8 protein-coding genes are annotated in these 7,980 nt (G+C 38.1%); 5 read left to right on the forward strand and 3 right to left on the reverse strand.

Annotated elements, in window-relative coordinates; genetic code table 11:
- The 3 genes from Q1553_RS05955 to Q1553_RS05965 form a co-directional block, all read right to left on the reverse strand.
- A partial coding sequence (locus Q1553_RS05955; RefSeq protein WP_300842813.1) for a 5'-3' exonuclease H3TH domain-containing protein occupies positions 1 to 1,568 on the reverse strand: 1,568 nt, incomplete at its 3' end.
- A complete protein-coding gene (locus tag Q1553_RS05960) occupies positions 1,565 to 1,804 on the reverse strand; it encodes a 4-oxalocrotonate tautomerase family protein (protein ID WP_115552044.1) in 240 nt (79 codons plus the stop codon). The genes Q1553_RS05955 and Q1553_RS05960, both read right to left, overlap by 4 nt.
- Positions 1,805 to 1,813: 9 nt before the next feature.
- On the reverse strand, positions 1,814 to 2,557 hold the full coding sequence (locus tag Q1553_RS05965) for a TerC family protein (RefSeq protein ID WP_115552043.1): 744 nt from the start codon (positions 2,555 to 2,557) through the stop codon (positions 1,814 to 1,816).
- A gap of 249 nt (positions 2,558 to 2,806) precedes the next feature.
- Here Q1553_RS05965 and Q1553_RS05970 point away from each other — a divergent pair, with 249 nt between their 5' ends.
- The 5 genes from Q1553_RS05970 to Q1553_RS05990 form a co-directional block, all read left to right on the forward strand.
- Positions 2,807 to 3,394, forward strand: coding sequence for a TRAP transporter small permease subunit (locus tag Q1553_RS05970; RefSeq protein ID WP_115552042.1), 588 nt, complete (start codon positions 2,807 to 2,809; stop codon positions 3,392 to 3,394).
- 2 nt (positions 3,395 to 3,396) lie between these two features.
- Complete coding sequence (locus tag Q1553_RS05975; protein WP_115552041.1) at positions 3,397 to 4,725, forward strand: TRAP transporter large permease subunit; 1,329 nt, start codon at positions 3,397 to 3,399, stop codon at positions 4,723 to 4,725.
- Between the two features lie 12 nt (positions 4,726 to 4,737).
- Positions 4,738 to 5,850 carry a TRAP transporter substrate-binding protein DctP gene (dctP, locus tag Q1553_RS05980; protein ID WP_245944280.1) on the forward strand — a complete coding sequence of 371 codons (1,113 nt, stop codon included), beginning with the start codon at positions 4,738 to 4,740 and terminating at the stop codon, positions 5,848 to 5,850.
- Positions 5,851 to 6,095: 245 nt separating this feature from the next.
- Positions 6,096 to 7,208, forward strand: a complete 1,113-nt coding sequence (locus Q1553_RS05985; protein ID WP_115552040.1) for an alanine--glyoxylate aminotransferase family protein — start codon at positions 6,096 to 6,098, stop codon at positions 7,206 to 7,208.
- A 4-nt stretch (positions 7,209 to 7,212) separates the two neighbouring features.
- Positions 7,213 to 7,980: NAD-dependent epimerase/dehydratase family protein (locus Q1553_RS05990; RefSeq protein WP_300842814.1), on the forward strand; the 768-nt coding region annotated here is incomplete at its 3' end.

The following is a 7,980-nucleotide window of genomic DNA, read 5'->3' on the forward strand; positions in this document are numbered from 1 at the left end:
ACAAGGCAAGTAATCAGCGGAAATTCCGTAGATTCTGCGACTTCAAGTAGATTAGGTGGGAGCAAGTGTGTAAGTTTTTGGTAGAGTTGATAACAAGCCGCCGCGTCCTCGCTAGCATACTGGCAAGCGTATTCTATGGAGATTTGCGAAAAGTTTTCTCCCTTTTTTACTACATCTTTATAATGAATCATCTCGTGCTTAAAATACCGCAACATTAAAGAATCCAAATTGCAAGGCAAATCACTTTGGTAAAGCCACGCGACAAGCATACTATCCTTGATATTATAAGGATTTTTGGGAGAGAAGCCGAAGTTTGTGCGTAGAATCTCTAAGTCGTATTTGAGATTATGTCCGATAATGGCTTTGGCATTAAAAAGTGCTTGGATAAATTCTAGCGCAACCTCTTGACTTACCTGTTCCTCTACGCCTAGATAATTGTGCGCTAAAGGCACATAATAGGCATTTGTGCCATCAAAACTGAAAGAAAACCCTACGATTTTAGCATTAAAAACATCTAAATTTGTTGTTTCTGTATCAAAAGACACAACGGAATCGCGTGTGATTTTTGGGAGAAATGCTTGCAATTTTGTATCCGTGTTTAACAAATGCGCTTGAAAGTGAAAAGGTGTTGGAGCGGGGGTTTGTGGGATAAAATCTTGCGATTCTCTGATTTTTGTTGCGTTTTCAAATAGGTGTAAAGATTTTTTAGCAGAATCTTTGGACAGAATCTTTTTTAACACACTATTAATTTCATATACCTTGAGTGATTCTGTAATTTTTAATAATGGGTTTTGATGTGGCATTTGGCAGTCTTGGAGATTGAAATCCTCTAGCAAATCCTCACGCAAGCGCACAAGCTCCAAAGAGCGATAAGCGTCCTCTTTGTAAATTTTCAATAGTTCTTGTGTGCGCTTAGAAGCAATTTTATCAATGTTTTCGTAGATTCCATTAAGGCTGTGGAAATTGTGCAATAATCCTGCCGCGCCTTTTGCTCCAATTCCTTTGACACCGGGAATATTATCCGAACTATCCCCCACAAGACTCTGAAAATCTATAAATTGCGCTGGGGTTACTCCATATTTGTCTATGCAATCTGCGATGTGGATTTCTTTTTTTTTCTTGGGGTCAAAGAGAAAGGTGTTGTCATTAATGAGTTGGTAAAGGTCTTTGTCGTGGCTGATAATGCGTACTTGGACATTGAGGCGATTGGCTTGTTTGTTGATAGAAGCGATAACATCGTCTGCTTCATAACCTGCAATAGAAATGTTTCTAAATCCCATTTGTTCTACCCATTCAATCGCAACTTTGAGTTGTAGCTGCAAATCTTGTGGAGCTTCTGGGCGATTCGCTTTATAAAGTGGGTCAATGCTTTTGCGGAAATTTTCTTCTTTGGAATCTAGCGCGAAAACTAAATAATCTTGCGGATAATCCTTGTAGAGTTGCAAAATAAGTTTTGCAAATCCCGTCAGCAATCCTGTAGGGAATCCATCGTGGTTTTTGAGCGGGGGTAGGGCAAAATAACTGCGAAAAAGGAATCCGAAAGTATCAATTATTGTCAGTGTTTTCATTTGGTTTTTACCTTGTTTGGTGGATTTAAGCTTTGTTGTTTGCGTTTTTGGGTAATTGTAGTGCCCCCGATTCCATAGTTATCGCAGTCAATCTCATCAATGACAACGACAAGCGAAGCGGAATCTCTACCCAAAACCTCACTTAGAATCTCTGTAATGCCTTGTATAATGCGTTGTTTTTGCTCCTTTGTGGGTGTGCCATTTTCTCGTGTGATTTTGATATTCACATAAGGCATAGGATTCCTTTAATGTTGATTTTTTTGTGCAATTCGTTTTTTCTTGATATAAATATTAATAGATTCCACACCAAGAGAGAATGCCATTGCAAAATAAATATAAGCCTTAGAAATATGGAAATTCAAACCTTCTGCGACAAGTGTAACGCCGACTAAAATCAAAAATGCAAGAGCTAAAATTTTAATTGTCGGATTATTTTCTACAAATTCGGAAATTCCCTTGCTTGCAATCATCATTACACCTACTGCTACAATCACTGCGAGCATCATAATTTCAATGTTGCTAACCATTCCCACTGCGGTAATCACAGAATCCAATGAAAAAACAATGTCTAATATTGCAATTTGAATTAGCACATTAATAAAGCCTTTTTTTGCACTTGATTGTAGGGAATCTTGAGGTTTAGATTCGTCTGCCTCCTCTATATCGTGGTGAATCTCTAAAGTAGATTTGCCAATCAAGAAAAGTCCCCCAAGAATCAAAATTAAATCGCGTCCCGAAATGTCTTGCCCCAAAACACTAAATAAGGGCGCAGTGAGTTTCATAATCCAAAAGAGTGAAAGAAGAAGCAAGAGGCGGGTAATCATTGCAAGAGATAGTCCCAAAATACGCGCTTTCTGTCGCTGTTCTTTGGGTAATCGTCCCACAAGAATCGCGATAAAAATAATATTATCAATTCCAAGCACGATTTCAAGGGCAATCAAGGTTACCAATGCAATCCACATTTCAGGGTTTGCAATCCATTCAAACATAAGGATTCCTTTAGATTTTTAAAATAAAATCTATATTGTAAGGATTTTTTTAAAATCTTAGCTTAAAGATTTTGTTATTTTTTGTCTTTGTGATTTTTTCTGTTGCTTGCAAGTGTAGCAAAGTAATCCATAAAATATGGAATCTTACCTTCAAGGATATGGGAATCCCAATTTATTGCTTGAAATTTATTGATATTTTTGATATAAATTCAATTCTTAATCTTTCATTTAAATTAGGAAATCCTCCAAATGCAGAAAATCTTAAAAATCGCACGCGTTTTAAATAGCTTGAGTTTGATTGCCTCTTGTATTTCTGGCGTTGCATTATGGGTCTTATGTTTGCTTACTTTCGGGCTTGCACTTGCGCTCAATTTTTCTTATGTGAATAGCAAATTAGACGATTTTAGTCTTTATTGTTTTGCTTTAATGGTTCTTTTGGCATTTTCTTGGACATTACAAAAAGACAAACATGTACGCATTGATTTGCTTTATGCGCATTATAGCGACAAAACAAAAGTTATTGGTTTTCTTTTGGTGAATCTATTTTTTATTTTGCCCTTTTGTTTGGTGATGATAAAGTATGGTTTGGATTTTACGATTCAATCTTATAAAATGGGTGAATCCTCGCAAAATGGAAAGATTCCTTATTATTTTGTTTTTAAATCTTTCGTGGTGCTTGGATTTGTGCTTTTGAGTCTGCAAAGTGTTAGCGAAATTTTAAAATCTTTTGTCAAGATAAAACAACGAAATTACACGCAGAGTGCGGATTTTGTTACAGAAGAAACACAAATTTTGAAAGAAAGCTTAAAAGAGCAAAAATTAAAGCAGGAACATTAAATATGGAATTATTGGCTTTAATTGGAATCGCAATCGTGCTTTTAATTATAGGAGTGCCGGTTGCTTTTGCTTTTGGTTCTAGTGGATTAATAGTCGGAAGTTATTTAATGATTTTTGAGGAGAATCCCTATGTGCTAACTTTTTTGCCCAATCGCTTGGAGGGAATCTTTAGCAACACAACCTTGATTGCGATTCCATTGTTTATTTTAATGGGAATGATTTTGGAGAGAAGCGGAATCGCAGAGCGGCTGATTAATTCTATTGCCAAGCTTTTTGGCTCATTTGGTGGGGGAGCGGCAATGGGAGTGATTTTGGTTGGCGTGCTTTTGTCTGCTAGCACAGGAATCGTAGGGGCAACGGTGGTAATGATGGGAGTGATTGCAGTGCCTACGATGATAAAGGCAAATTATAACAAATGTTTGATTTCTGGTGTGGTGGCTGCAAGTGGCACTTTAGGGCAGATTATCCCACCTTCTATTATTTTAATCATTTTAGCAGATGTTTTAAATGTTAGTGTGCGCGACCTCTTTAGTGCCGCGATTCTGCCAAGTATTATGCTTGTAGCAACTTATGTTTTATTTGTCTTGGGTGTGGTGTGTTTTGCTCCTAAGCTTGCCCCTGCAAGTCCTGATGATTCTAAAAATCTGCGCACTTTGGCATTAGATGCTCTTAAAATGGCGATTCCACCAATTGTTTTAATTACTCTTGTGTTAGGAAGTATTTTAGGTGGAATCGTAGAACCAACGCAAGCAGCGGCAATCGGAGTGGTGGGCGCATTGCTGTTGAGTTTTTTAAATGGGCAACTGAATCTTGCTTTAATTAAGCAAGCTAGTCAAGAGACGATTGTGTTTTGTGGAATGGTTTTTATGATTCTCATTGGCGCAAACTGCTTTACGCTTGTATTTAACGAGTTAGGAGGCGATGTTGTTGTGCTTGATTTTTTCGCAAAATATTTAGATTCGCCCTTTTATTTTATGCTTGTTGCAATGCTTGTGGTGTTTGTGCTTGGCTTTTTGATTGATTTTTTTGAAATTTGTTATATTGCTTTGCCTATTTTAGCAGGGATTGCAATGCACTATCAAGTGGATATGCTATGGTTTGCATTGCTTGTAGCGATTAATCTGCAAACAAGCTTTCTTACGCCTCCTTTTGGATTTTCTATTTTCTTTTTGAAATCCGCCGTAGGAGAACAAATTAAAATTAGCGAAATTTACAAAGGTGTTGTGCCTTTTATTTTGTTACAAGTTTTGATTTTACTTTTGGTTTTTTTGTTTCCACAATTAACATTAAGCAATGAAAAATGGGCTACAATTTTGCAATTTATTTTTTAAAGGATAAAAAGAATGAAACGACGAGAGTTTTTGAAAAATACAAGTTTAGGATTCGCTTCTGCATTGGGAGCAGCAGCGTTGGTTGGCTGCAATAGCGAGAATGCAACTGCAAATGCAGAGGAAAATGCAAAGCCGACTAAAAAAGCAACGACAAAGATTCGTTTAGCAATGACTTGGTCTATTACAATGCCGATTCTTTCAGATACGGTGAAACATTATGCAAAGGTTGTTAATGAATTAAGTGGTGGCAGCATTGTGATTGAGATTTTTCCTGCGGGCAAGCTTGTGCCTGCGCTTGGAGTGTTTGATGCGGCAAGTAGCGGACAGATTGACGCATTCCATTCTGCTCCTTATTATTGGGAGGGGAAAAATACAGCGTTTAATCTTTTTTCCGGGATTCCTTTTGGTATGATTGATAGTGAGCAAAATGCTTGGTATCTCTATGGCGAGGGAATGGAGCTATGGCGTGAGATTGCAGCAAAGTATAATCTTTATCCAATGCTTGGAGGGGCGACGAGCATTCAAATGTCGGGTTGGTATAAAAAAGAAATGAATAGTTTGAAAGACTTTGAGGGGTTAAGGATTCGTATGGTAGGCGTGGCAGGGCAAGTGCTATCCAAGCTTGGTGCAGCAACGAAAAGCACGCCCGGTGGCGAAATCGTGCCAAACTTAGAAAGAGGTGTTTTAGATGCAGCAGAATGGGTTTCTCCTGCCTTTGACCAAAAGTTAGATATTCATAAAGTTGCTCCTTATTATTACACACCTTGGCAGGAAGCAGGTTCTATTACGGAATTTGTTTTTAATAAGCAGAAATGGGAGAGTTATTCTAAAGAGGTTCAAGCAATTTTGGAGGTTGCAAGTCGTGAAGCACATATGCAAATGACTGCAATGGGGAGTTTTTATAATGCCAAAGCTTTAGAAACTCTCAAAAAAGAGGGCGCAAAAGTGCGCACATTTCCTCCTGAAGTGATTGAGGGATTCAAAAAGACGCTTGCGGTGGTGCTAGAGGAGGAAAGTGCCAAAAATGCAGACTTTAAAAAGGTATTAGAAAGTTATCAGAAGTTCCAAAAAGAGCAGGCTACTTGGACACAAGATAGCTTAGGAGCGTACCTAGCGATTCGTTAGTTTATCCTTAATCAAAGTAAAAAGTGAATTATCAAAGGTGAGTAAAAAATTATAGATTGCCACGAATCGCGAACGATTCTCGCAATGACGTAATGGCAAACTTAAAATAATGCAAAGCTATGGATTGCTACTGCTCCTAAAGAGACTTTGTAAAGGACGCAATGACTTAGAAAACGCAATCTAACAAAGATGGATATAATAAAATTTTCGTTATAATTGCGCAATTTTTTAAAAAGGATAAAAGAATGTTACTTTTTACCCCCGGTCCTACTCCTGTGCCAGAGTTTGTGCGCGTTGCGATGAGTGAGCCTACAATCCACCATCGCACCCCAGAATTTGAAGAGATTTTTGCAACTACGCGTATGCTTTTAAAAGAAGTGATTCAAATGCCGGAAGTTCTCTTGCTTGCAAGCTCTGGAAGTGGAGCAATGGAGGCTTGCGTTACTTCCTTGTGTCAAAAGAAACTCTTAAGCATTAATAGCGGCAAGTTTGGGGAAAGATTTGGCAAGATTGCGAAAGCCTTTGGAATCCCAAATGTAGAGATTAAAAACGAATGGGATACGCCTGCTAGTGTGGAGTCTGTTTTGGAAGTCTTGAAACAAAATCCAGAGATTGACGCTTTTTGTATTCAAGCGTGCGAGAGTGCAGGGGGGTTGCGCCATTCTTATGAAGAGATTGCTAAAGCGGTGAAAAATCACAATCCAAAGATTATGGTCATTGTAGATAGTATTACTGCAATGGGTGTAGAAAAATTAGATGTAAGTTGTGTAGATGCACTAATTGGTGGCTCTCAAAAAGCCTTTATGCTTCCGCCGGGTCTTAGTATTATTGGATTAAGCCAATGCGCCATAGAAAAGATAGAAGAGCGCAATGTGGGGTTTTATTTTAATCTCAAAACAGAGCTTAAAAATCAGGTGAAAAATACGACAGCTTGGACTGCACCGACAACAATTATCATTGGACTTTGCGCTTTTTTACAAAAAGCAAAGGAAATAGGCTGGGACAAAATTTATCAACAAACTAAAGCGCGCTCTCTTGCGTGCAATGAGGCAATGCAAAGCATTGGATTAAAAATCTATCCAACAAAACCCGCACTCTCTATAACTTGTGTCTATGATGAAGAAAGCGACACATTGCGCAAGATTCTAAAAAATAAATTTAATGTGAATATTGCAGGAGGGCAGGATAATTTAAAAGGCAAGATTTTTCGGATTAATCATATGGGGTTGATTGATATTAGCGAGATTTCTTGGGTTGTCAATGCAATAGAATTAAGCCTACAAGAGTTAGGAAGATGCGAGTTTAAAGGCACTGCAAATCAAGTGTTTTTAAAACATTATTTTAAGCTTATAAAGTAATGCGATGAAAGTTTTAGTAACAGGCACAGCCGGGTTTATCGGTTCTTTTGTAGCAAAGACTCTTATTCAACGCGGAGATGAGGTTGTCGGGCTAGATTGTATCAACGATTATTATGATGTGCGAATCAAATATGGCAGATTAGCAGAAGCTGGAATCGCACAGGATTCTATCGTAGAAAATCAACTCTTGCAAAGCAGCAAATACCCCAATTATCGTTTTATTTGTTTGGAATTAGAGGACAGAGAGAATCTTATGAATCTCTTTAAGAATGAGAAATTTGACAAAGTTTGTAATCTCGCAGCACAGGCGGGAGTGCGTTACTCTCTTGTAAATCCTTATGCGTATATACAAAGTAATATTGTGGGATTCGTGAATATTTTGGAAGCTTGCAGGCAGTTTGGAATTGCTCATTTAGCTTATGCGTCTAGCTCGTCCGTGTATGGATTAAATGAAAAAATGCCCTTTTCTACAAGCGATAATGTGGATCACCCTATTAGCCTTTATGCAGCAAGTAAAAAAAGCAATGAACTAATGGCGCATACTTATTCTTATCTCTTTGGTTTGCCAACAACAGGCTTGCGATTCTTCACAGTTTATGGTCCTTGGGGACGACCAGATATGGCTTTGTTTTTATTTACAAAGGCGATTTTGGAGGGCAAACCCATAGATGTTTTTAACCACGGGCAAATGCTACGAGATTTTACTTATATTGATGATATTGTAGAAGGTGTCGTGCGCGTGCTTGACCACAATGCAACCCCAAATCCTACT

The sequence above is a fragment of the Helicobacter sp. UBA3407 genome (genome assembly GCF_949747025.1).
In the GTDB taxonomy this organism is placed as follows: domain Bacteria; phylum Campylobacterota; class Campylobacteria; order Campylobacterales; family Helicobacteraceae; genus Helicobacter_D; species Helicobacter_D ganmani.